Source organism: Campylobacter sp. VBCF_06 NA8 (assembly GCF_027737825.1).
Lineage (GTDB): Bacteria > Campylobacterota > Campylobacteria > Campylobacterales > Campylobacteraceae > Campylobacter_B.
Window position 1 is genome coordinate 288570 of sequence record NZ_JAOVUB010000002.1, and the last position, 25808, is coordinate 314377.

The window sequence follows — 25808 nt, forward strand, 5'->3', positions numbered from 1 at the left end:
GATTATGAATAGTATAAAAAGAATTATTTCAGTCATAGTTTTGGACGAACACGGCGTGCTTTCTCGTATTTCTGGGCTTTTTGCAGGGCGCGGATATAATATCAACTCCCTAACCGTCGCACCTATCCCAAATACAAATTTATCGCGTCTTACGATTGTAACCTTGGGTGATGAGCGCATTATCGAGCAGATAACCAAGCAACTTCACAAACTAATCCCGATTTATAAAGTAATCGAGGAGGCAAATTTTGTCGAAAAAGAGATGGTTTTAATAAAAATCGCATTAAACGAAAATTTAGCCGGACTTGACGCTTTGCTAAAAGCGTATAACGGCTCTATCGCAAACAGCGACGAAAACCATATCGTGCTTATGGCGTGCGATGACGCTGATAGAATCGAGAGTTTTTTAAAGACCGTGAAAAAATACAACCCAATCGATATCGTCAGAAGCGGTAGCGTCGCACTTGATATGTAGGAGAATATATGAAACTTTCTGAAATTGTTAAAATTTTAAGAATGGATTTTGCTAGTTTGGGAATCGAAGATGCCGAAATCGCAGCGATAAATTCATTGCAAAATGCAAGTGGGAGCGAGCTTAGCTACTGCGATAGCGAAAAAAATGAAAAATTTATCGCCGATAGTAAGGCGTGCGCGATTTTGGTAAAAAAGGGCGTAGAGGTTCCAAAAAACATAATCAAAGTCGAGTGTGTCAATCCGCACCTAGCCTTTGCTATACTGAGCAAATATTTCGCAAAACCGCTTATTAGGGAGCCTCGCCCAAGCGCGATTGCTAAAAGTGCGCAAATCGCAAAGGGCATTTATATCGGCTCAAATACCCAAATCGGCGAGAGAGTTGTAATCTGCGCTGGTGCGTATATCGGCGATGATGTCGTTATCGGCGATGATTGTGTGATACACCCAGGGGTCGTGATTTACAACGACACGATTATAGGGGCTCGTTGCCATATCCTAGCAAACGCAGTTATCGGCTCGGACGGCTTTGGCTACGCGCACAGAAGCGACGGCACGCATGTTAAAATTTATCACAATGGAAATGTCGTGCTCGAAGATGAGGTCGAAATCGGCGCAAATACCACGATAGATAGGGCGGTTTTTGGCTCTACGATAATTTCATCTTGCACCAAAATCGACAATCTAGTCCAAATCGGACACAACTGCGAGCTAGGTCAAAACTGCCTAATCGTCTCACAAGTGGGACTTGCAGGATCGACTATACTTGGTAGAAATGTCGTCCTTGGCGGTCAAGCAGGCAGTGGCGGACATGTCAGGGTAGGGGATTTCGTCCAAGTCGCAGCCAGAGGCGGAATTAGCAAAGACCTGCCAGCTGGTAAAAATTTCGCCGGCCACCCGATAATGGAGCTAAAAGAGTGGTTTAAACTCCAAGCCAAGATCGCGCGATTTTTCAAAGATAAATAAGGATTAAAAATGACGCTAGAAGAGTTAAATGATACAATCGCTAGAATTTTGCTAGAAAGCCCCGAGCTTAGGGGTTGTGAAGTGGAAGTCGTGGGCGAGAAAAAACACGAAATTTTTGCAATCTATGTCGATGAAAACGCCAGAAAAATAGTCGTAGAAATCTAAATTTAGCCCAAAAATGGGCTAAATTTCACTTCAAATTTTTTATTAATTCCTCAATTTCTCTGCTTTGTCCTAGTCTATACAGCGCAAAATCGTATTTTATCGGATCGTGCGGGTCGAACTCACGCAGTTTCGCGCTAAGAGCGCTAACAGCGCGAAAATCATAAATCTTCCTATCAATCAAACCCAAGGCTAGCGAGACCTTATGCGTGTGAGTATCGAGCGGTATGAGCAGTTTGGACGAACTTATGCGCGAAAACAACCCCAAATCTATATCGCTTTTGCGCACCATCCAGCGCAAAAACAGATTGTAGCGTTTGTATGGCGAGGTCGGTTTAGCGGTGAAATTTTTGCCGAAAAAAAACTCATATCCAGCCGAGCGATACTCTGAAAGCTCGTAAATTTGGGCTATGAGCGCATTTATGCCGTTTATGATTTCGCCATTTTTCATACCATTTAAAATGATTTTTTCTATATCGCACTCGTAAAGCCTGCGAAGCGCGAGAAAAATCTCCGCCACATCGCGCTCGCTTTGAAAGCGGTATTTTTTGCCTTGCAAAGCTGATTTTATCGTCTTTTCATCGCTTCCAAGCAAATCAAAATTTAGCGAATTTAAAAATTTCACTATCTGCCCTGCGTTTCCATAGGCAAAAAGTGCGCAAATTAGTGCGATTACGGGCGCGTGCGGGGTGCGGGCGAGAGGTTTTAGCACTTGCAAGGGATCTGGGGCGCTAAAAAGATTTTCATCAGTATTGCTACGCGCCGAATAATACTCCAAAAGTGCCTTCATTTCGACACCACTAAGGTTTTTTGAAATTTTATTTTGCATAGCAAGATAGCGTCGTGGCGCCAAATTTTTTGGATTTTAAAAGGCTAAATTTGGCGATATTTGCCTCAAATTTCACCTCACTTGCGTGCTCGATTATCACAAATTTCACCCTCTCACACTCGCAAATTTCGCAGATTAGGCCCACTACGCGCTCGTAAATTCCAGCAAAACCATCTCTGATATCAAATGGCGGGTCAAGGTAGATGAAAATTTTTTCGTTGTCTAAATTCGCCAAAATTTGTGGCAAAAGCGCGAAACAATCGCCATTTAGGGCATTTTTTTCCACGCCAAAAAGGGCGAAATTGCGCCTTGTGATTTCGTAAGCTTTGCGATCTTTTTCGATAGCAAAAACCTCTTTTGCGCCGTTGCTAAGGGCTTCGAGTGCCATGCCGCCGCTTCCGCCAAAGCCCTCGATGAAGCAGCTGCCCTCTAATTCATACCTAAATGAGTCGAAAAATGAGCCCTTTACGATCGATTTCGTGCTGCGCGTAGTCCCTAGGCTTGGGAGTTCCAAGCTTTTTCCTTTGTAAATTCCGCTTGAAATTTTGCCTCTAAATTTCGCCACTTTGTTTCCTTAAAATTTCTAAAATTCGCGCCTTAAATTCATCAAATACTGCGCCGATTTGCGCTTCTAAATCCAAATTTTGTGAAAACTCAAATTTATTATAGCTAGCTTGCACGATCTCGCTTGCGCTAAAATTTTTAAGCGCTAAAACAAGCTGTTCTTTGCTAAACGGCAGTTCTAAATCGCCGTTTTTGGCGATGATAAAGAGCGGTTTGGCACTTGCTCTGGCAGTGTCTGTCACGACAAAATCGGCCTCGCCTAAATTTTGCACGGCAAAATTTGCCAAAAACATTTCGAGGCTTTTTTGCATAATCTCGCATTCGCAATCGATAAAAACTCTCATTAAAATCCTTTTAAAAACTCGATAAATTTGAACTTTTCGCCAAATTCGTGGCGCAGGTGGTTAAACTGGGCTAGGGCGTTTTGATAGCCGTTTTGACCCAAATTTTGCGCAAATTGCTCCAAAATTTGTGTCGCGCCAAATTCGATTAAGGCCTTTTCAAAACTCATAAATCTGCCAATTTTCGCGCCAGTATTCTCAAAAGCTCGCGCTAAAATTTCAAAATCTACATTGTAAGTAATGTCGCTTACCCCGTAAAATTCGGCTAAATTTTGAATTTCAAAAAAATTATAGACTTGGTGATTTTTGTAAATTCTAAGCGAAATTTCCCCACTCGCGCCCATTTTGCCATAATCAAATGTCAAAAAGGCGAATTTTTGCGCATTAATGCTACTAGCAAATTCCTCGTATCCAAGCGGAATTTCTGCGCCCCCAGCGCTAAATTTTAAAATTTCATTATCGCAAATTTCGCGCCAAATTTGTTTAAAATCCTCGATATAAAGCATTTTGCCATCTTGGACGACCTCGCATTTGAAGGTGTCAAAAAGCTCGTTTGCGATAAAAATCGCCTCGCAAAATTTCGCCTCTTTTAGCGAAGCGAAGTGTTTTAGCGTGATTTCATCGCCAAATTTTTTAGCGAAATTTTCGCTTTGGATTTGGCGCAGCCTCTGGTGTGGCTCGATGATGACAAACTCAAATTTCGCCAAAGAATTTGGGTCGAAAGTAAAAAGCGCTTGCGCTATATCAGCGAGCAAAAATCCCTCATTTGCGCCGATTTCGACGAGTGAAATTTTGCCAGCAAAATTCGCACTAAGGCGCAAAATTTCGCGCCCCAAGCAAATCCCAAAAAAGCTTCCCACGCTAACAGCGGTGTAAAAATCGCCCTCTTTGCCGATTTTAACGCCACTTGCGTAGTAGCTATCATTTAGCCATGCTTCGAAAAAATCGCTAAATTTCAATCTTGAAGCTCTTCAAGAGTCTTGCGCAAAATTTCAAATCCTGCTTTTATCTCTTTTTTCTTTATGTTTAATGGCGGTAAAAATCTTAGCGTTTTGCTACCTGATTTTAGCACCAAAAGTCCGTTTCTTAGGCACTCGGCAAAGAGTATGCTTAGATATGTGCTGTCTTTTAAAACCAAGCCTTGCATTAGCCCAAGCCCTGTGCGAGATTCGAAGAAATTTGGGAAATCTTTTAGAATTTTGTCTAAATTTTCTTCAAATTCAGCGATAGTTTTTTTAAGCTCGCCACTTTCGTAGAGGTATTCTAGCTCGCGCAAAACGGCGTTTGCGGTCGATGTGGCTAGGTGGTTGCCGCCAAATGTGCTTCCATGCTCGCCAGGGGCAAAGATATTTTCCCTAGCCACGCACGCTCCGATTGGCACGCCACCTGCTAGCCCTTTGGCAAAGGTAATAATATCTGGTTTTATCTCATAAAATTTGCTCGTGACAAACTCGCCCGAGCGATAGACGCCACATTGGACTTCGTCGGTGATTAGAAGTAGGTTTTTTTCTTTCAAAACTTTGGCTAGTTTTTGGACTGATTTTTTATCCAGCGGGCAAATTCCACCCTCGCCCTGGATTAGTTCTATCATCACAGCGACCGTTTTATCGCTGATATTTGCGATGATTTCATCGATTCCGTCGTAAAATTTAAATCCCTCAATGTATGGAGCGAAAATTTCAGGGTGAAATTTATCCTGTCCTGTGGCACTCAAAGTAGCCATTGTGCGTCCGTGGAAGGAATTTTTCAAAGTCAAAATTTCATATTTTTTGCTCTCAAATTTGGTTGTGCCGTATTTGCGCGCCATTTTTATGGCTGCTTCGTTCGCCTCTGCCCCAGAGTTGCAAAACACAGCGTATGTTTGATAGCCCAAAAGATTGCTGATTTTTTTGGCTAGCACCTCTTGTGGCAGGACTCTATAAATGTTCGAGCTATGGATTATCATCGCGCTTTGCGTGTTTATGGCCTCTATCACCACAGGGCTTGCATGCCCTAAGCTACACACTCCGATACCTGCGGCGAAATCAATGTATTTCTCGCCGTTGCTATCCCATAGTTTCGCGCCTTTACCCCTCGTAAAAGCGACATCGACCCTAGAAAAATTACTCATTAAATACTTCATTTGTTATACTCCACTTTTGGCAAATGCCAACCCCTATAATACGCAAACATCCTAACCACAATCCCAGCGAAAAATAGTGCCAAAATCGTGTAAATATTCGCCAAGTCAAGCCAGTCTAAGATAAAATAAACCAGCCCGACACCCATACTTATCGTTCCATAAAGCCCCGTGCGCAAAAACCACGGCACCTCGTTTAATAGCACATCGCGCAAAATTCCGCCCCCAACGCCATTAAAAAAGGCGATAAGTATCGCCCCAAAAACATTTAATCCATACTCGATTGAAACCATAGCCCCGACAATCGAGAAGCAAATCACATCGATTGCGTCGGAGAAAATAAATATAAATCTGCCTTGCAGTTTTTTGGTCTGGGCTGCGAAAATATGCGAGGCGATAAGCACCGCAATGACGATGATTACTGGCATATAGTGCGTGAAGGAATACAGCGGTCTGCCCACCGTGATATCGCGCACAATCCCGCCACCAAGGGCGGTTAAAAACGCAGCCAAAAAAATCCCCAGCCAGTCGCAATCCCTTTTAACCGCGAATAAAAATCCGCTCAAAGAAGCCGAGGCAATGCCGATGTATTCGATATATAAAATGATATTATGCTGTGTCATCGGCGTGAATAAATTCTAAAATTTAGTGAAATTTGGGCTAAAATTTGCATTAAATTTCGCCCTTGTTTTGGAAAAACCACAAAAACGCCGCCACTAACCCAGAGGCTCGCACGATTTTTTCATCATACATAAATTTTTTAGCTTCATCTAGCGGCAAAAAATACAGCTCGATATTCTCGCCATCGACCCCGCCACCTGCGCCTTTTTTCATACTCTCATCAATCTCGCCGTAAAATAAAATTTGGCGATTTGCGCCAAAACCAAGCGCGCTGTAAAAGCTCGTGATAAACTCTAAATTTTTAAGCTCATATCCGGTTTCTTCGTAAATTTCCTCGATTGCGGTTTGTTCCTCGCTAATGCCTTTGTCTAAAATCCCAGCGCACAGCTCGTAGGTAAAGCCCTTTTCATCGCAGTTTATTAAATTTTCGTCTTGGTAAAACCACACACTTGGGCGAAACTGTTTAACGAGCAAAAACGCCTTTTTTTCGCTGTGATACAGCAGTATTGAGACGCTATCATGCACCTTGACGCAGTCCCATGCGCGCATCTCGCCGTTTAATTCAAAATTTAGCCTAAATGGCTTAATGAAATTCGAGTGTTCGAGTTTTGAAATTTTAAAATTTTTTATATCAATATCCATGTCGCAAGTCCTAAAAAGCTAAAAAATCCCACTATATCAGTAACCGTGGTCAGCAAAACCGAGCTTCCCACAGCTGGATCAATTCCAAAACGGCGCAATGCAATCGGAATAATCGCGCCAAAAAATCCAGCCAAGGTCAAATTTATCACCATTGACATCGCAATCACGACGCCAAGAAGCTTCATACCAAACCACACCCACGCCACAACTCCCATTGCTACGGCAAAAATCGAGCCATTTACCAGCGAAATGGTAACTTCGCGCGTGATTACCGAGCGGATATCGCGCGCCTCGATTTCGCCAAGGGCTAGGCGACGAACCGTAACGGTGAGAGCCTGTGTGCCTGTGTTGCCACCCATGGAGGCCACGATTGGCATAAGCACGGCAAGGGCGACGAGCTGCTCGATTGTAGCGTCAAAAAGTCCGATGATAATCGAGCTGATAATCGCCGTGCATAAATTCACGCCCAGCCACGATGCACGCGCCTTTCCAGCTGAAAATGCAGTATCTTCCTCCTCAGCCTCATCATTGACACCAGCAAGGTTATAAATTTGCTCTGTGGCGCGCTCTTGAATCAAATCATGCACATCATCGGCTGTGATTCGCCCAATCAGCACGCCGTTTGCGTCCAAAACAGGGATTACATTTAGGTCAAATTCCTCGAAGTCTTTGATGACATCTTCGATTTTATCGGTATCAGTGGCGAAATGCACCTTTGCGTCTGCGTTAAATTTTTGCGAAATTTCTTTTAGCGTGAGCGAAAAATCGTATAAAATCAAATCCGAGGTCGAAAACGCGCTTAGCATGTGGCCTTTATCATCTAAAACAAAGAGCTGAAAGACATTTTCGATATCGCCGTTTTGGCGCATTACCCTTAGCATATCGACAGCTTCGCCTAGGGTTTGGTTTTCGCGTGCGCTAAAAACCTCGGTTTGCATATACGCGCCAGCTTCGTCATCGTCGTATTTGTTAATCGTCAAAATATCGTGGCGATCGTCCTCATCAAGCCCGTAAAAAAGCTCCTTTGCCTTATCTTCGTCGATTTCTTCGATACTTTGGAGTAGTTCTGCTTGATCGTCACTTTCTAGCTCCTCGATAGCTTCGACGATTTTCTCGCTAGGAAGGGTTTCGATGATATCTTCGAGCATGTGATCTGGCATTTCAAGCGCAGCGTCAGCGAGGTCTTCGGGGTCGAGTTTTTCTAAGAATTCGACATATTTTTCCTCGTCGTGTTTTTTAAGCGCCTTTAAGTGATCTGCAAGGTCCGCTGGGCTTAGCTCTTCTTCTATCGTATCGCCGATATGCGCCTCTAAAAGAGCTTCGGCTTCTTCGTAATCTGTCAAAAATTCTTTATCTTTTGCTTCCATTTTTGCCTCTAATTTATGCTGACTAAATTTTCATAAGGTTCAAATTTCGCTGGGTTTTTCGAGCCGTCTTTAACCGCGTCAAATTTAGCGTTCATATCCTTTACCAACGCCTTAAATTTGCGCTCTTCCTCGCTTACGAAATTTGATTTTGTGATTTTTATGGTTTTTAGGGGATCGACTGGCTGGTTGTTGCGATACAGACCCAAATGCAAATGCGGCCCCGAGCTTAGGCCTGTGGAGCCTACATAGGCGATTAGTTGCCCTTGTTTTACGCTCATGCCGACTTTTAACCCTTTGGCAAATCCGCTTAAATGCGCATACAGCGTAACCAAACCTCCGCCGTGGTTGATTTCGACGGTGTTTCCATAGCCGTTTTTGCGCCCTACGAAGGTTACTTTTCCATTGCCTGCGGCATTTACTTTCGTGCCTTTTGGTGCAGCATAATCCACGCCTAGGTGCGCGCGGTATCGTTTAAGCACCGGGTGGAAGCGTTTAGGCGTGAAACGAGATGAAATTCTAGTATAAACAAGTGGCGTGGTAAGGACGAAATGCTCGACCTTTTTGCCGGTTTCGTTGTAGTATTTGTCCTCGAAATAATAAAGCGATTTTGGTTTTTTTGCTTCCTCGATTGTGCCAGCTAGTATTTTAACCCCGCCAAATGGGCGTCCAAGGCGAGTTTTTTGCTCGTATAAAATCGTAAGGCGATCGCCTTTTTGCAGTTTTTTGAAATTTACCTCGTTTTTAAAAACGCTCGAAAATTCGTTTGCTAGCGCGATACTTCCAGTAGCTTTTAAAATATCGTTTGATGGCGATGAAGTAATCTCAATGCTTAAAGCGTAAGAGTGCTGCTCATAAACGATTGGCGTGTAGATAAATTTGTAAATCCCCTTTTTATCGCGGTAAATTTGGATTTGAAGTTCGTCGTTTATGGGGATTAGGACTTGGACGATTTTGCCAAGCGGGTCTTTTAGCATCATACACTCGACATCTGCGCGCACTTCGGCGGCTAATTCTTGGTCCTCTTTGTCTAAATCATAATATGTCGAGAGCGGAATAGAGAAATTTTCCATAAATTGTAGCAAGCTCACGCCTGAGGGCCATTTAAATTTTTCCACACTCGAAGAACTGGCAAATGAAAGGCTAAAAAGTAAAAAAATCAGTGCAAAAATTCTCATCATAAACCGCTTTAAAATTGAAATTAAAACCTCAATTCTAGCCAAATTTGGTTTATATTTGGCAAATATCCCTTGCCGTTTGTTGTAAATTCTTATGTATAATTGGCGAAAATTTTATTTTAGGAGTTAAATTTGAAACGAATTTTACTTGCTTTGGGGCTATTTTTATCATCTGTTTTTGGGGCTGAGTTTTACATGCCACCTTATGAAACACTGATTTTTGATGTGCAAAATGGCGAAGCCGTAATCGCTGATAATCCCGCTATCATGGTAGGAAGCGCTGGGATTGTAATGCATGATTTCGGCAACGGCGAAAACGCTATCATCGCGCGCGCAGTAGTCAGCGAAAAATCCGGCGCAAAGGCAAAAATCAGATTTGAAGTCTTTGGTATGTTGGAGCAAAAAGCCCTGCCACTACCAAAAATTTTGCCAGCTAATGGTGATAAGGTGATTTTAAACTACCTTTATGACCGCGCCCTAATCGTGGCTCCAAATGCCGAAATTTACGCACAAATCGTGCAGGCTTTCCCAAATATCGAGTTTATTCACCCTGACCTTGGCGGAGCGTATTTGAGGCTAAATTCTAAACCAAATCCAAGTCGTGATGATTTCCGCAAAATTTGCGCGAAAAACAGCACTGGGCTGATTTTTGTCGCAATGAACGAAAAGAGCGTATTCGCAGACTGCGGCAGCTTCAAACCACTTCGCACTTATGAAAGTGGCAAGGTCGCTTACTACACGCTTCCGTTTTATTCGCGCGTAGGCGATATCAAAACCGTGTTTTGGGATTTCACAAATGGTCCGATTAGCGACTATGACAGACACTACTCATATCTTTTGGGCTTAGATGATGAATAATTCTGATATAGAATTTTTTACAAATTTACTAGGCGAGCAAAACGCCTATTTCGACGAAGCGCATAAAATCGCCTACTGCTACGACGCGACTAGAAGGCGCTTTAAGCCAGACGCTGTGCTTTTCCCGCGAGATGAGAGCGATGTAAGCGAGATTTTAAAATACTGCAATGCTCACAATCTGCCAATTATCCCGCGCGGGGCTGGAAGTGGCTTTACAGGCGGTTCTTTGGCGCATGAGGGCGGGATAATTCTAGGCTTTGAAAAGCACATGAATAAAATTTTAGAGATTGATTTGCAAAATTTAGTCGCCGTCGTCCAACCCGGCGTGATAAACAAAGATTTGCAAAATGCAGTCGCCAAAATGGGGCTGTTTTACCCACCAGATCCTGCGAGTGAGGCATACAGCACGCTTGGTGGCAATGTCGCTGAAAACTCAGGCGGTATGAGAGCGGCGAAATACGGCATAACCAAAGACTATGTTATGGCTCTACGCGCTGTGCTTCCTAGTGGCGAAATCATACGCGCTGGCAAACGCACGATAAAAGATGTCGCTGGGTATAATATCGCTGGAATTTTAATTGCTAGTGAGGGCTCTCTTGCCGTGATTACCGAAATCACGCTAAAACTCATCGCAATGCCTAAATTTAAAAAGACCGCAATGGGAATTTTCCCAAGTGTGAAAAACGCAATGGACGCTGTGTATAAGACAATGGCGAGTGGCGTAACGCCCGTGGCAATGGAGTTTTTGGACAATCTGTGTATAAAGGCTGTCGAGCAGAAATTTCACAAAGGTCTGCCAACTAGCGCTGGGGCGATACTAATCTGCGATGTAGATGGCAATATCGAAGATAGCCTAGAAGCCGATTTGCGCGTGATAAAAGATAGTTTTATGGCAAATGGAGCTAGCGAATTTCGTGTGGCAAAGGACGAGCGCGAGAGTGCGGATATTTGGTTTGCGCGCAGAAACTGCTCGCAATCAATCACCTGCTACGGCTCTTTGAAGTTAAATGAAGATATCACCGTGCCACGCTCGAATTTACCTGCGCTTTTGGATAAAATCGCTGAAATTTCGGCTAAATACGGGCTTGTTACGCCTTGTTTCGGACACACAGGCGATGGCAATGTCCATACAAATGTCATGGCTGATAAAAGCAATGTCGAAGAGGTCAAAAAGGCTCACCTAGCTATCGAGGAAATTTTCGCAGCGACCGTGGAGCTTGGTGGCACGCTAAGTGGGGAGCATGGGATTGGTATTTCGAAGGCTCCGTATATGAAAATGGCGTTTAACGAGGCTGAAATGGAGCTTTTCCGCGCGATTAAAAAGGCCTTTGATCCAAACAATATCCTAAATCCAAACAAAATGGGATTATGAAATTTAGCTCATTTTTATGGGCTAAATTGATTAATAAAATTTTTAAAATCAATAAATTTAATATTTAAATTCAAATTTTATAATTTCTTAAATTTTAAATTTCTGGATTTTTATGAAGGATGTATTATCTGTATTATTTTTTGTATTAATACTTGGGCTTATTATTTGGATTGAAGGGATTAAATTTGTGCTAGTGGTTGGTTTGCCTGGTGCTCTTTATGGTATTTTTGAATTTATTTTTGAAATATATGATATAAATTTTACAAAATTTTTTAAATTAACCACACCTAGATATACTAAAATTTACAGCGATTTTCAAAAATTAACAAGTATGCATGTTTCAGACATCAATAAAGACAATTGTCACAAAGCTATTTTTTATATGTTGAAAGACAAGGAAAAACCAGAAAATATTTTAAAAATCATTGCAAAATTAAGATTAGAGGTTATTTTGGAACAGAAAGGTTATGCTATCCCAATATTAAAAATTGCGAAACAATATGGTCTTATAAATGAAATTTATGACATAAAATTAAGTTATAGAGATACGCTTGCTGTATTATTTTTTTCAAAACATACAATTCCATTGATTATTATGTGTTTAAGTTCAACAATACTTACATATTTCGTTAAAGGTAGCGAAAAGGCATTATGGGTATTTTCTATTTTTGTGGGTTTGTTTGTTTTGGTTATTCCAAGTATTATTATAATAGTAGATAGAATTTTGGAATATAAAGCCAGAATTTAATTTCCTAGCACCGTAGGGTGGGTATCCTTGCCCACCGAATTTTATATTTTTATCAAATTTTATCATTTTTCATCCTTTAAAATTAATTTTTCTATTAATATTTTTGTAACTACATATAATAAAATTGCTATCGTTATATCAATAATTTCTGCTATACCCAAATCTTCTGGTATATTGAAATAATCAATTATTTTGTTTTTCGTTATTTTCATCGTAAAAAATACAAATATAGGGACAATAAGCATAAACACATAAATACTTTTTTTATGTGAAAAACAAGAAATAAACATAAGAACACACAAAAAAACTTATAATGGGTCCGAAGAATATTGCAAAAAAACCAAAAATCTTTTGCTTTATTTCTCCATAATAAATAATATTATCAACCAACCAAAGTAGAAAAACCATACTTACAGAATGTATGATAAATAATATAACGCAAATAAATAATCCTATAAATCCTCTAATAATGGTATTTGAATTTATATTTATCAAGTCAATTCCTTAAATACTGTTTCAAAAAACTCCGAAACTATACAAAATTTTCGAAAATTTCTCTATGCAAAATTTCCTCCAAAATCACCGTCGCATACGAGCCTTTTGGCAGATAAAAGCTAAATCCAAACTGCGCCTTTTCCTCGTCGTAGCTGTGCGAGATATCCTCTATATAGCTCCACGCATAGCGATATGAGCCGTTTGTTTGCGCCAAATACGCCTCAGCCTCGGCGAAAATCTCGCTCTCAAATCCCCTTGCCACGCCACTTGCGCGCAGTTTTTGCGCCCCAGCGATGAGCCCAGCACTCGTGATATCGCGGCGCACAAATCGCTCTACCTCCGCGCCTAAATCCTCGCAGGTAAAAAACGCCCCGTGCGGGAAATGCCCTAAAATCTCGCCCGGAAGTAGCTTGTAAAATTGCGCCTGAGTGGCGATAGATTTGGCAAGGTCTTTGTCAAATCCGTAAATTTTGGCAAACTCGCTCACGCTAAATTCGCTAGCAAATTTTGAAATTTCAACCCTTTTGGCTAGCCAAGCGTTAAATAGCTCGCTTTGATACGCGCTGATTAGGAAGTCGCGCATTTTAGGGTTTTTAATGCGCTTTTCGCCACGCAGTATCGCAAGACCCGCCTCGGCATTGTCGCCAAATTTGCCAAAGCGCTGGAAGCCAAAATAGTTCGCAAACCCCTGCGCGCTGAGTGTTTCAAGAGCTTCACGCAGTTTTAAAGCGTCAGTTGGCAAGACCTTTTTTAGGCGGATAAAAAAATTATTTCCCTTTAAATGTCCGATTTTTAGCTTGTTTTTGTGGCGATTAAGGCTTAAAATTTTGATTTTTTCGTGCGAAAAACTCTCTAAATTTTGCGCGAATTTGAAAGGAAATGTAACAAACTGGCTAGTTAAGCCCTCTTTGTCTTTTAGCCCTGCATAGCCAAAATCACGCATTTTCACGCCTAAATGTTCGCTTAAAATCTGCAAAGCTTCCCAGGTGGTTAGGTCCTTTTTTTGCAGATGTATCATCGCATGCTCGCCATCGCCGCTAGGCTCATACAATGGGACTTCGCGCACGACGAAATCGTTTGAGTTTTTGCTAAAATGCGCGTTTATGGGCGCGTGGTTTAAGGTATATAAAAATTTCATATTAATTTCACTTTTTGGCTAAAATAAAAGCGATTATTATATAAAATTGCGCCTAAAAATCTAATTATTAGCCAAATTTTAGTAGAATTTCGGGCGCAAAAAGGAGCAGTTATGTTGGAGATCAGGCTTTTCAGATTTGACCCTAAAATCGATGTTTTAAGCTATTTTAAGCCATATATTTTTGAGCGCGAAAATTTCGCTAGCGTGAGTGAGCTTTTGGGCGAGATAAAAGCGGGCGATCCGTATTTTAGCTATGAGGGCGTGAGTTTTGTCAAAATAAATGGCGTGGTCGCAAGCGTGGAGGAGCCATTTGGTGGGATTTTGGCGCGCTTTGGCAGGATTTTATACATCGCGCCACTTAGCCAGAAAGAGGCGCGCAAGGATTTGGAGTGTGGATTTGAGAGCTTTTACTCTAAATTTCAGAGTTTTTCTGCTATCGCTAATAGCGATACTTTCGAGTTTTACAAGGAATTAGCGCCATATTTTTACAGCTCAAATTTAAGGAAGTTTAGCGAGGTTTTTTTGGGAAACAGCGCTTTTGTTTTTGCGAATTTTCTGCTCGAAAATTTCCCACAAAAAAGGGGCGAAATTTTGGATTTTATCCGCCCACAGCTCGTCTATTTCACGCCGTGTAATGCCCTAAATTTGGACTATGATTGCGATTTGATTTATGATAGGCTTTGCGAGCTTTGTGGGATTGATCCAGCGCGCGTGGATAAAATTTATAGCGCACAAAGCCTAGCCGAGATAGACGCAAACACTGCCCCGCACCGCTACACGGGCTTTAAAATCGCTGTTTGGGGCGATGAGGGCGCGCGGGATTTGGTGCGCAGATTTGGCGGAGATATTGTGAGATTTGAGCGCGAAAACGAGGCGTTAAGGGCTGAAATTTACGGCGCCGAAAAGGAGTGCGCGCTAAGGGTGGCTGGGGAAATTCTCTTTGACGCGTTTGATAGCGGGGCTGATTTTTTGCTGGTAAATTCTAAAAGTGCGTTTGGTTTTATCGATGGCAAAAGTGGTGAAATCTGCGCGCTAATGGGGCGCGAGCTAATTGATTTTTACCTGCTTAGCACGGACGAGTTTATCGCTCTTAGCAAGGGTGAAAAGCCAAAAACTTTGGCGTCGCATAAACTAAAAGTCGTGTTGGTGTAGAGCGGTAAATTTGCTAAATTTGTCATTGTGAGCGAAGCTAAGCAATCTAGGGAAGTTGCGATAAATTTTAAATTCTCTCTAAATTTTACTGGATTGCCACGGCGACTTTGTCGCCTCGCAATGACAAATTAGGCAAAATTCTGCTTGCTATTGTCATTGCGAGGAGCGAAGCGACGAAGCAATCTACGAGTTAAAATTTCCTGCGATAAAATTGCAAAATTCACAAAATTTTATAAAACCTGTGCTAAAATCGGCGATTTTAAATTTGCTTTAAAGGAAAATCATGGCTTTTAGCTCTATTTTAGAGAGAGAGAGTAAAATACGCGCTCATCGTGCCTGCGCTTGTGCTAAGCAGTGTGTATTTGGTGCTAGGCACAGGTAGGTTTAGCCTTTTTGGTGGGTGGGCATTTTATGTAAATGTCCTTTATCTCACGCTTTCTTCGCTACTTTTTATACATTTTAAAAAATCTTTTTGGTTGTATTTTGTGTTTTTTGCGTTTTTGTGTCTTTACGCGCCGATTGGTCTTTTGTATGGGCGGATAAATGAGGCGTTTGTTTTCGCTATTTGGGGGACTTATGGAAGCGAAGCGGACGAGTTTAGCAAGACTTTGCCACCGCAGTATTTGGTGTATTCTGCGCTTAGCGCAGTTTTGCTTTTGTTTTTTTATTTTATCACCCCAAAATTTCAGTTAAAAGGTAAAAAAATAATCTCATTTTTTGCGATTTTCGCTATTGTTACGGCTTTGGGACAGCCACTTAAAATCGGCACCACAAGCACATTTGTAAAGGCAATTAAATTTTTTAAACAAAGCTTAGATGATGTGAGGCTTTACACTAAAACAAAAATAGAGCCAAAATGGCAAATCAAAAGCGTAAATCCAAATTATAAAAATTTTGTCGTTGTCATTGGTGAGAGTGCAAGGCGGGATTATTTCGAGGCGTATGGATATGGCGTGCCAAATACGCCATTTTTGCGCGAAATCAATGGCACCTTTGTCGATGGCTACACAGCCACTGGGCTAAATACGATTTTGGCACTTAAACATGTCCTAAATGAGGGCGGAGATTTTGATTTAAATATCGTTGATTTGGCAAATTTGGCTGGGTTTGAGACATTTTGGCTTAGCAATCAGGGTAAAATCGGCTACTACGATACGGCAAACACAATCGTCGCAAAAAGGGCGAAAATGCTCTATTTTTTGAGTGATGATGAGAGCGTAGCGGGGAAATTTGATGAAAATTTAGTAAAAAAAGTAGGCGAAATTTTATCGCAAAAAAGCGAGAAAAATCGAGTGATATTTTTGCATACTATCGGCTCTCATCCGCGCGCTTGCTCGCGCTTAAAATCGCAAGATTACAAAAATTACGCCGATGAGAGGACATTTTGGATAAATTGCTACGCCAAAAGCATAGCCCAAAGCGACGGCGATTTGCGCGCGTTATATGAAATTTTAGAGAGCAATCGCGCAAAAACTGGCGAGAGTTTTTCTGTGATTTATTTTAGCGACCACGGACTAACGCATAATTACAAGAAAAATCCGCCCGAGCTTTTGGTGCTAGAAAACGCTAGCAAGGAGCATTTTGCTATCCCACTAATAAAATTTTCTAGCGATAGTGTGGGGCGTAAATTTGTAAAAAATGAGAGTTTTGCGAATTATTTTCCGCAAAATTTTGCGCATTGGCTGGGTGTAGAGACGGCAAATTTTGGCGAATTTAGCGATATTTTTAGCGACGGGGTGCAAGCAGACACGCTAGGGGCTAGAAATTTAGTGAAAAACAAAAATCCAGACCCCGCTGTGGATATTTCGAAATTTTATAAATAATTTGAAATTTTGAAATTTAAAAAAAGCCTAAATTTGCAAAATTTAGGCTTGAAATTTTAAATAAATTCGCGCTGAAATTTAAGAAAATTTAGCGCGAATTTAGCTTATGAAACGACCTTGATTTCGATATCCTCGCCATTGGCGTCGATTAGGATTGTATTTCCTTCTTTTAGCTCATCGTTTAAAATCATATCAGCGATCTTATCCTCGACCAAATCATAAAGTGCGCGTCTTAGCGGTCTGGCGCCGTATTCTGCGTCAAATCCAGCCCCGGCAATGAGCTTTTTGGCATTTTCGCTTAGAGTTGCGCTGATACCGCGCTCTTCGAGCAAATGCGCTAGCTCTTTAAACATAATTCCCACGATATCGATGAGATTGTCCTCACTAAGGGCGTTGAAAATCACAATGTCATCTAGGCGGTTGATAAATTCAGGTCTGAAATAGTTTTTCAGCTCGTCTTTTACGGCGTTTTCGCGCTCATTTTCGCCCAGACTCATAATCTTATCCGAGCCGATATTGCTCGTAAGGATTATAATGGTGTTTTTAAAATCCACGACCACGCCCTTATTATCGGTCGCGCGCCCGTCATCTAAAATGCCAAGTAGGATATTAAAGACATCTTTGTGCGCCTTTTCGATTTCGTCGAAAAGTAGCACGCTATATGGGCGGCGGCGCACAGCCTCACTTAGCTGACCGCCCTCATCGTATCCCACATATCCAGGAGGCGCACCAAGCAAGCGTGAGACGCTGTGTTTTTCCATATATTCGCTCATATCAAATCTAATCATCGCTCGCTCATCGTCGAATAAAAATTTCGCTAGCGTTTTAGCGCTCTCTGTTTTGCCCACGCCAGTAGGTCCTAAAAACAAAAAGCTTCCAATCGGGCGATTTGCGCTAGCAAGGCCAGCCTTGTTTCGCTTCACAGCGCGCGCTATGGCGTGAAGCGCGGCGTCTTGACCCACGACGCTTTGTTTTAGGTGAGATTCGATATTTAGGTATTTTTCACGCTCTGATGAGAGCATTTTGCTTACGCTAATTCCTGTCCATTTGCTAAGGATTCCTGCGACCATTTCCTCATCGACGCGGTTTTTTAGCAAAACTCCACTTTCCTTCATATCCTCCCATTTGGCTTCTAACTCTTTGACTTTGGCGTTTGCGGCTGGGATTTTGCCGTATTCGATCTCGGCAGCTTTGCTTAAATCACCTTTGCTTCTAGCGTTTGCGGCTTCGATTTTTAGGCTATCTATTGATTTTTTGGCTTCGCTTATGCCGTTAAATACAGCCTTTTCGTTTTCAAATTTAGCCAAAAGCGAATTTTTGGTTTCGTTTAAATTCTCAATCTCTTTGTCGATTTGATTTAGCCTTTTGTCGTTTTTGGCGTCGTTTTCCATTTTTAGGGCTTCTTTTTCGACTTGGAGGGTTAGAATTTCCCTTTTTGCCTTGGCTAGCTCGTAAGGCTCGCTCTCGATTTGCATTTTTAGCTCAGCGGCGGCCTCGTCGATCAAATCAATCGCCTTATCAGGCAAAAATCTATCGCTGATATATCGGTGGCTAAGCTTGGTGGCAGCGACTAGCGCGCTATCTGTGATTGTAACATTGTGATGAACTTCTAAACGCTCTTTTATGCCACGAAGTATAGCCGTAGCCTCGCTCACGGTCGGTTCAGCCACGATGACAGGCTGGAAACGGCGTTGCAAGGCGGCGTCTTTTTCAAAATATTTGCGGTATTCTTTGAGCGTAGTCGCGCCGATTGTGTGTAGCTCGCCCCTAGCTAGGGCAGGTTTTAGGATATTTGCAGCGTCCATACTGCCTTCACTTGCCCCAGCGCCTACGATAGTGTGAATTTCATCGATGAAAAGTATCACATCGCCAGCTTTTTTAACCTCGTCGATGACGGCTTTTAGGCGGTCTTCGAACTCGCCTCTGTATTTCGCACCGGCAATGAGCGCGCTCATATCAAGCGCCATTACGCGCTTGTTTTGCAGGCTAAGTGGGACATCTTTTTGCGCGATTAACTGCGCCAAACCCTCGACAATGGCGGTTTTACCCACACCTGGTTCGCCAAGAAGTATTGGGTTGTTTTTTGTTTTGCGGATTAGTATTTGCATCATGCGAGTGATGACTTCATCGCGCCCGATAATGGGATCTAACTCGCCATTTATCGCTTTTTGGGTCAAATTTAGCGCAAATTTGCTAAGCGCTTCTAGGGTGTCATCGCCTGTTTTGGTGGTGATATTTTTGCCCGCTCTTAGCATTTCTAGCTCTTTTTTTATCTCGCTAAGATCGGCAAATTTAGCCAAAATTTCTTTTAGCGGAGATTTGTCTAAATTCGCCACTAACCAAGTATCAATAGCGATAAATTTGTCCCCAAGGCTCGTCATTAGGCCTTTTGCGCTCTCTAACGAATTTACCACTTCGCGCGAAATTTTGATATTATCGCGCGTGACATTTGAGCTAGTTGGCAGGGTTTGTAGCGCGCTTTTGATTTCTAATTCTACTGCACTTTTGCTGATGTCAAATTTGTTAAAAATTTGATTTAGCACAGAGGTTGAATCCACGCACAATGCCCACAAAATGTGCAAATTCGCAACCTCGCCATTTTTGGAGTGGATAGCTAGGGAGAGCGAACTTTCGAGTAGTGAGTGCATTTTGTCGGTTAAAATTTCAAGTGTTTCGTTCATAAAAAACTCCTTAAAGTTGATTTTGTCTGTATTATATATATTTAGTCTAATTATGTCAAGGTTTTTTAGTAAATAAATTTAATCTTTCAAATTTTTCACTCTGAATTTTAAAATTTTATCGCTAAAAATGGCTTAAATTTAACTAATATTTAGCGAAATTTTTATAGAATTCCGCCTATTTCAAATTAAGGACAAATTTTTGCAACAAAAACATCTCTTTTTTGGCTTTGGTTTTGTATTTTCACTACTTTTTGGTCTGTTTTTTGTAGGAAATTTGGAGGCGAAAGAGGCAAATTCGACCAAAAAACCTGATAGCGAAAAAACAAGGCTTGAAGCGCTGGCAAAGCTTACTAAAACCCTAGCAATCGTGGAAAATAACTATGTCGAGCAGATGAGCTTTTCGGAGCTTGTGGATAAGACGATTTCTGGTCTTATGGGAAATTTGGACGCCCATTCTAGCTTTATGGATCAAAAAGCTTACAATGATACTAAGGTGCAAACTCAGGGCGAATTCGGCGGTTTGGGCATTCAGGTCGGTATGAAAGATGGCGCACTAACGATAATTTCGCCGATTGAGGGCACACCAGCGGATAAAAAGGGGCTTAAAGCAAATGATGTGATTTTGCGAATAGACGGAAATACGACACTTGGGATTACAATCGATGAAGCTGTAAGCAAAATGCGTGGCAAACCTAAAACCAAAATCACGCTTACAATCGTTCGCAAAGGCGAGAGTAAGCCCTTTGATGTGGAGATTGTGCGCGATATAATCAAGGTCGAGTCTGCGTATTCGAAAATGATAGATGATGAGAAAATTTTGTATTTGCGCGTAACAAATTTTGACCAGCATGTTACGGCTGATACGGCTAAATTTATAAAAGAACACCCTGAGGCAAAGGGGATAATCCTTGATTTGCGAAATAACCCTGGCGGACTTTTGGAGCAGGCAATCGGGCTTGTGAATTTATTCGTGGATAAGGGCTTAATCGTATCGCAAAAAGGTCGCAACAAATCAGATACCGAGGAGCATAACGCAGATCCTAAGAAAAAGGTAACCGACCTGCCACTCGTCGTGCTAGTAAATGGCGGAAGTGCGAGTGCAAGCGAGATCGTAAGTGGGTCGTTGCAGGATCTAAAACGCGCTGTAATCGTGGGCGAGAATACTTTCGGCAAGGGTAGCGTGCAGGTGATTTTGCCTATCGAAAACAAAGAAGCCTTGCGACTAACAATCGCGCGGTATTACCTTTCTAGTGGTCGCACAATCCAAGCTGTGGGCGTTACACCTGATTTGATTGTAGCAGCTGGCAAGGTGCCTCAAAAGAGCGAAAATGAATTTTCAGTCAAAGAAGCAGACCTTAAAAAACACCTAGAAAGCGAGCTTGCAAAGGTCGAAGAGCCGAAAAAAGAAGAAGAAAAAAAAGAGAAAAAAGATGAGAAAAATTTCATCTCAAAAGAGCAGATTAACGACGATATTCAGCTAAAAACCGCAATTGATGCGATTAAAATTTTAAGACTAAGCAAAGGAGAGTAGCATGGCAAGCAAAAAAGAGCTTATTTACGAGGGCAAAGGCAAAAAAATGTGGTCAGTCGAGGGCAACGATGATTTGCTAATTAGCGAATTTAAAGATTCCCTAACTGCATTTAACGGCGTGAAAAAGGCAGAAGAGGCTGGAAAAGGCGCGCTTAATTGCAAAATTTCAACTCAAATTTTTCATTTATTAGAGAAAAACGGCATCAAAACTGCGCTAGTTGAGACGCTAAACGAAACCGAGCAATTAGTCAAAAAATGCAAAATTTTCCCACTTGAAATCATCGCGCGAAATGTCGCTACTGGCTCACTTACAAAACGCCTTGGTATCAAAGAGGGCACGATTTTGCCATTTACTTTGGTCGAGTTTTGCTACAAAGACGATGATTTGGGCGATCCGATCCTAAACGACGAACACGCCATAATCCTAGGTGCGGTAAAAGATCAAGCCGAGCTTGACGAGCTTAAAGTAATCGCAAAGAAAATAAATGAAATTTTGGTTAAATTTTTCGATGAGAGAAATTTGCGCCTAATCGACTTTAAAATCGAACTTGGCAAAGATAGCAAGGGCGAAATTTTACTAGCTGATGAGATTAGTCCTGATAGCTGCCGTTTTTGGGATAAGGACACGAACCAAAAACTAGACAAAGATGTATTCCGCCAAGGGCTCGGTGATGTAAAAGTCGCTTATGAGGAAGTTTTAAAAAGAATTTTAGGATAAAAAATGAAAGTAATCGTAAATGTAAAATTGAAAAATGGCGTTTTAGATCCGCAAGGCAAGGCCGTCAAACACGCCCTAACTTCGCTTGGTTTTAGCGGTGTAAATTCTGTAAGCGTGGCTAAACAAATCGAGCTTGACATGCAAGGCGAGAACAAAGAGGCGATTTATAAAAATGTAGAGCAAATGTGCGAGGACCTGCTAGCCAACACCGTTATCGAAGATTATGAGATTGTGCTATGAAGGTAGCGGTTATCAATTTCCCGGGCACGAACTGCGAACGCGACACAAAATATGCTTTTGAGCGTCTTGGTTGCGATGTGGATGTGATTTGGCATAAGGATACTACGCTAAATGCCGATTTGGTCGTGCTTCCTGGTGGTTTTAGCCATGGTGATTATCTAAGAACGGCTGCGATTGCGAAATTTAGCCCTATCATGGAGGCTGTGCGCGCTCACGCCAAAAAGGGCGGGTATTTGCTCGGTATTTGCAATGGATTTCAAATGCTTTTGGAGCTCAAACTCTTAGAGGGCGCGATGAACCGCAACATAAATTTGAGCTTTATCTCTAAATACCACTATCTAAAAGTCATTAGTAATGACAATAAATTTCTTGCTTGTTGCAAAAATGGCGAGATTTTAAATATCCCTATCGCGCACGGCGAGGGCAATTACTATGTCGATAGCGAAAATTTGAAAAAAATGTATGATAATGACCAAATTTTGCTTAAATACTGCGACGAAAATGGCAATGATTTAAACCCAAATGGCTCAGTTGATAGCATAGCTGGAATTTGCGATAAAAACAAAAAAATCTTTGGTCTTATGCCGCACCCTGAGCGCGCTATCGAGGAAATTCTCGGTGGAACGGACGGCGAAAAAATGCTAAAAGGGCTAGTTTGTTAAGAAGAGTTTTAGCCCTTTTTGGTATTTGCGCACTTAGCCTAGCTGCGCCAGAGGTTAGCATAGATTCGCTTGATGATTTGAGCAAATACGCTCCGAAAAAATCGGAGCAAACTAGCTCTACTGAGGGCGCACAGCGTGATAACTCTCGCGTAATGATGAAATTGAATAAAAACGAGGTTATGAATAAAAACCTTAGCCTTGATGATTTGAAGGCGCTCGCACCGACAAATGAGGTGGATTTGGATATTTCAGATGAGAAAATCTATGAGGATATCAAACCCAAAGAACTCACTCTCAAAGTCGATGGAGCGCCTAAAAAAGCCTATTATAATGAAATTTTTAGGATAAATTTCAGCGTGTATTTAGGTCAAAAAGTAACCGTTACGCCAAAGCTAGCGATCGATCGCACGGAGAATTTAATCTGGCTAAACGAGGATAATCTCTCGTGGATACAGGGTGATGAGATGTTTGAAACGACGCTGTATTTTAGCGCAAACGGCGAGGGTGCTAAGATAAATGACATTATTCTAACCTTAGAGCGAAATGGCGAATTTTTTGAAAAAAGCTCGATTAAACCGCGCAATCCTGAGTTTATCAAGCTAGAAAAAAGGGAAAATTTCGTCCATATTTCAGCCGATGATTTGAAACTGAAAAACTACAAAACCGCCAAATTTGATGATAATTCAAATTTACTCACCCTAGATTTAAGTGTGCGAAACGGCGCGCTTGCCTCATTTAGCGTGGATAACCCCTCTATCATAAAACAAGGCGTGGATTCTGTGCGTGGCGGATATGCTAGTCAGAGTGGATATTATTTCGCTGTAATCGACAAAAGTGTGAAAAATTTTGATTTTAGCTATTTTAATCTGCAAACGAAAAAATTCGAAAATTTCGGTATCGAGCTAAATCCGCAGGCCGAGGATCTTAGCACGCAAATCGGGCTCAATCCGAAAGAATCCAAATTCGAGGCTTACAAACAAATCGCCATTTACACCCTTGCAGCGGTGCTTTTGGTGATGTTTTTGCTCAGCAAAAATATCACTCCGCTGATTTTTGCGGTGATTGTTTTGGCGCTAAATTTGTATTATCAAAACCCTTATGGAAACGGCAAAATAGCCAAAAATACCGCCGTGCATATCCTGCCGATACCGACATCTACGGTGTTTTATGTCACCAAAGAGCCTCAAAAGGTCGAAATTTTGGGCGAAAACAAGGGATTTTATAAAATCATGCTAAGTGGTAGCAAAATCGGCTGGATCAAAAAGGACGAAATTGTCAAGGATTAAGGCGCTTTTTTACTCGTTTTGGTTCGTCGCTACGGTAATGGTCGTAATCGTGCTAATGTGGGCGAAAAACAGCTCGCACCGCACATTTCGCCGTATGTGGGGCAGGTGGCAAAGATACGCTGTGGGTTATGATATCGAAATCATCGGCTCGCCAGACCCGCAGGTGGGGCTTTTTATCGCAAATCATCAAAGCATTATGGATATCGTGGTTTTAGAAGAAACGCACCCTGCAAACATCTGCTGGATAGCCAAAAAAGAGATTGGCGAACTGCCGATAATCGGCAAAATTTTAACCCTGCCAAAGATGATTGCCGTCGATCGCAAAAACCCTCGCGAGCTCGTGCGAATCGTGCATGAAGTAGATGATCGTATAAAAAATGGCCGCGCTATCGTGATGTTTCCAGAAGGCACCAGACATCGTGGCACGAAAATGCTCAAATTTCAAAACGGCGCAAAAATGATAGCAAACAAACTAGGCCTTAAAGTCCAGCCTATCGTACTTATAGGCACTGGGGCGATTGCGGATTCGAAGGAATTTCGCGTGCGAAGCGGACATGTGAAAATCATCTACCTAGACCCAGTCGATACGAGTGATAGCGCATGGCTAGAAAATACCCGCACCAAAATGCAAGCTATCATCGACGAGCACGAAAATTCAGCGCAAAATTTGGCAGAAAATAGCGAAATTTCAGAGCAAAATTCTACGCAAAATTCAGCTAGTAATAGTAGCGGGCAGTGTTAAATTTGGCTAAATTTGGGGAAATTTTGAAAATTTTAATTCTGTTTTTCTCATTTTTACTTTTTGGCTGTGCTAGCGAAAACACCCTCTCTCTCATCGCTGTTGGGGACAATCTAATCCACTCCAAGCTAATTGAGGGCGCGCATGATAAAACCGCCAAAAGCCACGATTTTAAGCCATATTATCGCTTTATCAAAGATGAAATCAAAGACAAAGATATCAAAATCATAAACCAAGAAACAATCCTAATCGAAGATAAAAAAAAGCTCTCAGGCTACCCAAATTTTGGCTCTCCGCTCGAAGTAGGCGAGGCTGTGAGGGATGCTGGGTTCAATCTAATCGCCCATGCGACAAATCACGCGCTCGATAAGGGTGAAGAAGGCATACTAGATAGTGCGAAATTTTGGTCTGGCTTCGAGGATATCGCGTATATCGGCATTTCGCCAGATCAAAATAGCAGTAAAATCGTTAAAATTTTGAAAAAAAACAATGTTAGCGTCGCGTTTTTGAACTACACTTATGGGCTAAACGGCCACATAATGCCAAAAGGCAAAGGGTATTTGGTGAATTTGTTAAGCGACGAGGAAGAAATTTTAAGCGACTTAGAGCTTGCGAAAAAACACGCCGATTTTGTGGTGGTTTTGCCACATTGGGGCGTGGAATACACGCACAAACCAACAGCCACGCAGAAAAAGCAGGCGCAGTTTTTGGCAAACTCTGGCGCAGATCTCATCATCGGCACACACCCGCATGTAATCCAGCCATTAGAGCTCATCACCACAGATGATAACAGAAGCGTGCCGTGCTTTTATTCGCTAGGAAATTTTATCTCTAATCAAGACGAAAGCGCGCGCATGCTAGGCGCCATGGCTGATATCGTAATCGAAAAAGAGGGTAACGCGACAAAGATAAAAAGTCTGCGCGCAGTCCCGCTAATCACGCACATTAGCCCATACTCGCACGATTTTTCGGTGCATTTGCTCGCTCGCTACCCTGAAATGCTTGCGATGACGCACAGGCTTAGGCGTGTTGGGGACTTTAAAACCGAAAATCTTAAAACGCTTTGGAATAGCGTTTTTCCTGAGTTTGAGATAAAATAAATTTGATT

At 41.9% G+C, this 25808-nt stretch carries 26 protein-coding genes; 15 read left to right on the forward strand and 11 right to left on the reverse strand.

Translation table 11 applies throughout. The features are described from left to right. Positions 1–4: 4 nt before the first annotated feature. Genes ilvN through OFO10_RS03995 form a run of 3 tightly spaced genes read left to right on the forward strand, consistent with a single transcriptional unit; the run spans position 5 to position 1602 of the window. Entirely contained in the window at positions 5–475 is a 471-nt protein-coding gene (ilvN, locus tag OFO10_RS03985; protein WP_270859039.1) for an acetolactate synthase small subunit, read from the forward strand. Between the two features lie 8 nt (positions 476–483). Beyond that, positions 484–1437: a UDP-3-O-(3-hydroxymyristoyl)glucosamine N-acyltransferase gene (lpxD, locus tag OFO10_RS03990; RefSeq protein WP_270866171.1), complete on the forward strand. Its 954-nt coding sequence runs from the start codon at positions 484–486 to the stop codon at positions 1435–1437. A 9-nt stretch (positions 1438–1446) separates the two neighbouring features. Continuing rightward, entirely contained in the window at positions 1447–1602 is a 156-nt protein-coding gene (locus OFO10_RS03995) for a hypothetical protein (RefSeq protein WP_270859037.1), read from the forward strand. A 25-nt stretch (positions 1603–1627) separates the two neighbouring features. Here the strand turns inward: OFO10_RS03995 and OFO10_RS04000 are convergent, their stop codons facing one another. From OFO10_RS04000 to OFO10_RS04040, 9 genes are read right to left on the reverse strand one after another with little or no spacing between them, the layout of a single operon-like run. After that, positions 1628–2389 (reverse strand): TIGR02757 family protein, encoded by a 762-nt coding sequence (locus tag OFO10_RS04000; RefSeq protein ID WP_270866172.1) that lies wholly within the window; start codon positions 2387–2389, stop codon positions 1628–1630. A 28-nt stretch (positions 2390–2417) separates the two neighbouring features. Beyond that, positions 2418–2993: a 16S rRNA (guanine(966)-N(2))-methyltransferase RsmD gene (gene rsmD, locus OFO10_RS04005; protein WP_270859035.1), complete on the reverse strand. Its 576-nt coding sequence runs from the start codon at positions 2991–2993 to the stop codon at positions 2418–2420. Continuing rightward, positions 2980–3336 carry a hypothetical protein gene (locus tag OFO10_RS04010; RefSeq protein ID WP_270859034.1) on the reverse strand — a complete coding sequence of 119 codons (357 nt, stop codon included), beginning with the start codon at positions 3334–3336 and terminating at the stop codon, positions 2980–2982. The genes rsmD and OFO10_RS04010 overlap by 14 nt, the downstream gene beginning before the upstream one ends. Then, positions 3336–4292 carry an SAM-dependent methyltransferase gene (locus OFO10_RS04015; protein ID WP_270866173.1) on the reverse strand — a complete coding sequence of 319 codons (957 nt, stop codon included), beginning with the start codon at positions 4290–4292 and terminating at the stop codon, positions 3336–3338. Before OFO10_RS04015 ends, OFO10_RS04010 begins: the two co-directional genes overlap by 1 nt. Continuing rightward, positions 4289–5455: an aspartate aminotransferase family protein gene (locus OFO10_RS04020; RefSeq protein WP_270866174.1), complete on the reverse strand. Its 1167-nt coding sequence runs from the start codon at positions 5453–5455 to the stop codon at positions 4289–4291. Before OFO10_RS04020 ends, OFO10_RS04015 begins: the two co-directional genes overlap by 4 nt. Continuing rightward, positions 5452–6075, reverse strand: a complete 624-nt coding sequence (locus OFO10_RS04025; RefSeq protein WP_270859031.1) for a trimeric intracellular cation channel family protein — start codon at positions 6073–6075, stop codon at positions 5452–5454. Before OFO10_RS04025 ends, OFO10_RS04020 begins: the two co-directional genes overlap by 4 nt. A 49-nt stretch (positions 6076–6124) precedes the next feature. Then, complete coding sequence (locus OFO10_RS04030) at positions 6125–6715, reverse strand: NUDIX domain-containing protein (protein WP_270866175.1); 591 nt, start codon at positions 6713–6715, stop codon at positions 6125–6127. Then, positions 6700–8082: a magnesium transporter gene (gene mgtE, locus OFO10_RS04035; RefSeq protein ID WP_270866176.1), complete on the reverse strand. Its 1383-nt coding sequence runs from the start codon at positions 8080–8082 to the stop codon at positions 6700–6702. The genes OFO10_RS04030 and mgtE overlap by 16 nt, the downstream gene beginning before the upstream one ends. 8 nt (positions 8083–8090) lie before the next feature. Beyond that, positions 8091–9260, reverse strand: coding sequence for a peptidoglycan DD-metalloendopeptidase family protein (locus tag OFO10_RS04040; RefSeq protein ID WP_270861835.1), 1170 nt, complete (start codon positions 9258–9260; stop codon positions 8091–8093). A gap of 129 nt (positions 9261–9389) precedes the next feature. Between OFO10_RS04040 and OFO10_RS04045 the strand changes: the two genes are divergently transcribed. The 3 genes from OFO10_RS04045 to OFO10_RS04055 all read left to right on the forward strand — a co-directional run bounded on the left by OFO10_RS04045 (position 9390) and on the right by OFO10_RS04055 (position 12235). After that, positions 9390–10115, forward strand: coding sequence for a plasminogen-binding N-terminal domain-containing protein (locus tag OFO10_RS04045; RefSeq protein WP_270861834.1), 726 nt, complete (start codon positions 9390–9392; stop codon positions 10113–10115). Beyond that, complete coding sequence (locus tag OFO10_RS04050; RefSeq protein ID WP_270866227.1) at positions 10108–11487, forward strand: FAD-linked oxidase C-terminal domain-containing protein; 1380 nt, start codon at positions 10108–10110, stop codon at positions 11485–11487. The genes OFO10_RS04045 and OFO10_RS04050 overlap by 8 nt, the downstream gene beginning before the upstream one ends. 112 nt (positions 11488–11599) lie before the next feature. Beyond that, on the forward strand, positions 11600–12235 hold the full coding sequence (locus tag OFO10_RS04055; RefSeq protein ID WP_270864495.1) for a hypothetical protein: 636 nt from the start codon (positions 11600–11602) through the stop codon (positions 12233–12235). A 532-nt stretch (positions 12236–12767) separates the two neighbouring features. Here the strand turns inward: OFO10_RS04055 and truD are convergent. After that, complete coding sequence (truD, locus tag OFO10_RS04060) at positions 12768–13868, reverse strand: tRNA pseudouridine(13) synthase TruD (protein WP_270866177.1); 1101 nt, start codon at positions 13866–13868, stop codon at positions 12768–12770. 111 nt (positions 13869–13979) lie between these two features. Between truD and OFO10_RS04065 the strand changes: the two genes are divergently transcribed. After that, positions 13980–15020: an HdrB C-terminal domain-containing protein gene (locus tag OFO10_RS04065; RefSeq protein ID WP_270866178.1), complete on the forward strand. Its 1041-nt coding sequence runs from the start codon at positions 13980–13982 to the stop codon at positions 15018–15020. Between the two features lie 332 nt (positions 15021–15352). Beyond that, complete coding sequence (locus OFO10_RS04070) at positions 15353–16843, forward strand: phosphoethanolamine transferase (protein ID WP_270866179.1); 1491 nt, start codon at positions 15353–15355, stop codon at positions 16841–16843. Between the two features lie 104 nt (positions 16844–16947). Here OFO10_RS04070 and OFO10_RS04075 read toward each other — a convergent pair whose 3' ends face one another. Then, complete coding sequence (locus OFO10_RS04075; RefSeq protein WP_270866180.1) at positions 16948–19524, reverse strand: ATP-dependent Clp protease ATP-binding subunit; 2577 nt, start codon at positions 19522–19524, stop codon at positions 16948–16950. Positions 19525–19708: 184 nt separating this feature from the next. On the opposite strand from OFO10_RS04075, the gene OFO10_RS04080 reads away from it, so the two are divergent. Genes OFO10_RS04080 through OFO10_RS04110 form a run of 7 tightly spaced genes read left to right on the forward strand, consistent with a single transcriptional unit; the run spans position 19709 to position 25800 of the window. Further along, entirely contained in the window at positions 19709–21055 is a 1347-nt protein-coding gene (locus OFO10_RS04080) for a S41 family peptidase (protein ID WP_442867985.1), read from the forward strand. A gap of 1 nt (position 21056) precedes the next feature. Next, positions 21057–21773, forward strand: a complete 717-nt coding sequence (gene purC / locus OFO10_RS04085; protein ID WP_270859019.1) for a phosphoribosylaminoimidazolesuccinocarboxamide synthase — start codon at positions 21057–21059, stop codon at positions 21771–21773. A 3-nt stretch (positions 21774–21776) separates the two neighbouring features. Then, positions 21777–22013, forward strand: a complete 237-nt coding sequence (purS, locus tag OFO10_RS04090) for a phosphoribosylformylglycinamidine synthase subunit PurS (RefSeq protein ID WP_270859018.1) — start codon at positions 21777–21779, stop codon at positions 22011–22013. After that, complete coding sequence (gene purQ / locus OFO10_RS04095; protein WP_270864490.1) at positions 22010–22675, forward strand: phosphoribosylformylglycinamidine synthase I; 666 nt, start codon at positions 22010–22012, stop codon at positions 22673–22675. Before purS ends, purQ begins: the two co-directional genes overlap by 4 nt. After that, the gene (locus OFO10_RS04100) at positions 22669–23961 is read left to right on the forward strand and encodes a hypothetical protein (protein WP_270866181.1); all 1293 of its coding nucleotides are present in this window, start codon (positions 22669–22671) and stop codon (positions 23959–23961) included. The genes purQ and OFO10_RS04100 overlap by 7 nt, the downstream gene beginning before the upstream one ends. Next, positions 23948–24703 carry a lysophospholipid acyltransferase family protein gene (locus OFO10_RS04105; protein ID WP_270866182.1) on the forward strand — a complete coding sequence of 252 codons (756 nt, stop codon included), beginning with the start codon at positions 23948–23950 and terminating at the stop codon, positions 24701–24703. Before OFO10_RS04100 ends, OFO10_RS04105 begins: the two co-directional genes overlap by 14 nt. 23 nt (positions 24704–24726) lie before the next feature. After that, a complete protein-coding gene (locus OFO10_RS04110; RefSeq protein ID WP_270866183.1) occupies positions 24727–25800 on the forward strand; it encodes a CapA family protein in 1074 nt (357 codons plus the stop codon). Positions 25801–25808 lie beyond the last annotated feature (8 nt).